At 66.0% G+C, this 2,829-nt stretch carries 1 protein-coding gene; it reads right to left on the reverse strand.

Annotated elements, in window-relative coordinates; genetic code table 11:
- A partial coding sequence (locus tag AC27IO_RS22450; RefSeq protein WP_498740851.1) for a non-ribosomal peptide synthetase occupies positions 1 to 2,829 on the reverse strand: 2,829 nt, incomplete at both ends.

A 2,829-nucleotide genomic window follows, 5' to 3' on the forward strand; every position in this document is an offset into this window, starting at 1 on the left:
GGATTGGCCACAAAGCGCTCTGCGCTCAGCACCGGGCGGCCCAGGTAGCCCGCGCCAGGCCATGCCCGCGATGTACAACTCGCCGTCACCCCCACGGGCACCGGCTGAAGGTCTCCGTCCAGCACGTACATATGCGTGTTGCAGATCGGTTGCCCGATCGATGGCACGGTCCCGGCCTGCATGGGCTCGCTCAGGCTCGCGCAGATCGTGATCTCCGTCGGGCCGTAGGCGTTGATCATGCGGCGCCCTGTCGCCCACTGCGCTGCGAGCGCGGGCGGGCACACATCGCCACCGACCACCAGCGTGCGCAGCGCTGGAAATTCGCCGGGCGGCACCGAAGCCAGCGCGGCAGGCGGAATCAGGGCATGGCTGATCGACTGGCGAACCAGCCCCTGCGCCAGATCCTGTCCCAGCCATGGCGCAGGCCCGGGCAACACCAGCGCCGCGCCAACGTGAAAGGCCATCAACAGGTCCATCACCGACGCATCGAAACCACTGGAAGAAAACTGCAGTACGCGGGCGTCCTGCCCAATGTCCATCTGCTCGGCCATGGAAGCGGCCAGGGAGTGAAGGCCTGCGTGCGGCACCACGACCCCCTTCGGGGTTCCGGTGGAGCCCGACGTATAAATGAGGTATGCCGCCTCCTGCGCGTGAGGGCCATCATGGTGTCGCGCAGCGCCCCAACCGCCTGGGCGGCTGTCCGACTGGATCGCCAGGGCCGCAACCGTCAGGTCGCTGTCAAGCGCCATGCAATGGGCCACATCGCTCAGCCTCGGCAGCAACGCTTCGTGCGTAAGGACGGCGGTGGGAGCGGCCTCTTGAAACACCAGCGCACTGCGTCCTGCCAGATGGTTCGGATCGAGGGGCAGGTAAGCTGCCCCCGCCTTGACGATGGCCAGGTGCGCTACGACCAGATCGAGCGAGCGCGGCAGCACCGTCGCGACGATGGACCCAGCAGCCACGCCCCGTGCCTGCAGCAGGTGGGCCAGGCGGTTGGCCCGTGTGTCGAGCTCGCCATAGCGGATCGTGGTGCCATCCAGAATCACCGCAGGTGCCTGGGGTCGCCGGCTGGCGTGGCCCTCAACCATCGAGGCAATGGTCTTGGTAACCAAGGGGCGCTCGAAGCCGCTCCACTCCTGCAACAAACGGCGGCGCTCCTGGGGATGCAGGATGTCGATGCGGCCCATCGCCTCGTCCGGGGTGTCGCACGCCTGTTCCAGCCAGCTTACCAGCCGGACCGCCAGGGACTCCACGGTGGACCTGTCGAACAGATCGGTGCTGTATTGAATGCCACCCGAGATCCCACCGGGCAGGCCATCGTGATGGCGTTGCTCCGTCAGGATGAAGGACAGATCGAATTTGGCAGTGTCCACGGCCACAGGCTGCGGCGTGATCGACAGCCCCGGAAGACTGAATGACAACCGGCTGCTGTTCTGGAATCCCAGCATGACCTGAAACAGCGGCAGATTGGACCGCGAGCGCCCCGGCCGCAGCAACTCCACCAGGCGGTCGTAAGGAAAATCCTGGTTCGCATAGGCCGACAGATTGGTGGCACGCACACGCGCAATCAGTTCGCGCAACCCTGGCTGGCCCGACGTATCGGTACGCAAAACGAGCGTGTTAACGAAACAGCCGATCAGCCCATCCAGGGCGTGGTCACTGCGCCCCGCGACCGGGCTGCCGATCACGATGTCGTCGCCAGCCCCCAAGCGGCTCAGCAACGCGGCCAAGGCAGCCTGGAGCACCATGAAAACGCTGGCTTGCCCGTCTCGGGCCAGCTGCAGCATGCGTTCATGGACCGCAGCCGGTATGTGCAGCGGGACCACGTCGCCACGGTGGCTGGGCACCAGGGGGCGGGGACGGTCGACAGGCAATGCCATTTGCTCAGGCAGGTCGCGCAGCGCGTCATGCCAGAACCTGCGCTGCCGGCCGGCCAGGCTATCGGGATCGTCTTCGCTGCCCAGCAGCGCCTGCTGCCACAGTGCGTAGTCAGCGTACTGGAGCGGCAGCGGCTCCCAATCTGGAGTCTGGCGGCTGCAACGCGCGGCGTAGGCCACGCTCAGGTCCCGCGCCAATGGCAGCAGCGAAGCACCATCGCCTGCGATGTGGTGGGTGAGCAGCAACAGCACATGCTCGTCCTCGGCCAGCCGGAACAGCGAGACCCGCAAAGGCATCGAATGGCACAGGTCGAAGGCGTGGCGGGCCGCCGCGTGCAACTGCGCAGGCAAATCGTCTTCGCAGACCTCCGCCTCAATCACGGGTGGGTGGGCGTCGGCACCGTCAAGGATCTGTTGGTATGGCAGCCCCGCCTCATGCGGGTAGATCGTGCGCAAACTCTCATGGCGCTGCACCAGATCGCCCAAGGCGACGTGCAGCGCCACGCGGTCTAGCATGCCGGACAAGCGTAACGCCAAGGGCATGTTGTAGGCCGGATTGGCACCATCCAGCTGGTTCATGAGCCACAGGCGATGTTGTGCGGACGACAGCGGAATCCGCGCCGGGCGAGGCATCGGTGCCAGGCGCGGCCGCGCCACCGCCTCCTGGTCCAGCCGCTCCGCCAGCCCCGCAATGGTGGAGACCTGGAACAAGGTGTCCAGGGGCAGATCGATCAGGAACTGCTGCCGGATCATCGAGATCAACTGCACGATCATCAGAGAATGCCCGCCCAACTCGAAGAAGTTGTCGTGAATGCCGACACGGGGCAGATGCAGTGTCTCGGCCCACAGGTCCGCGAGTGCCTTCTCCGTCGGTGTGCGCGGTGCCGCATAAGCAACGGCGCTTTGTACCTCTGGCGCAGGCAGCGCCTTGCGGTCCAGCTTTCCACTCGGG

The organism is Acidovorax sp. KNOB132, assembly GCF_057541515.1.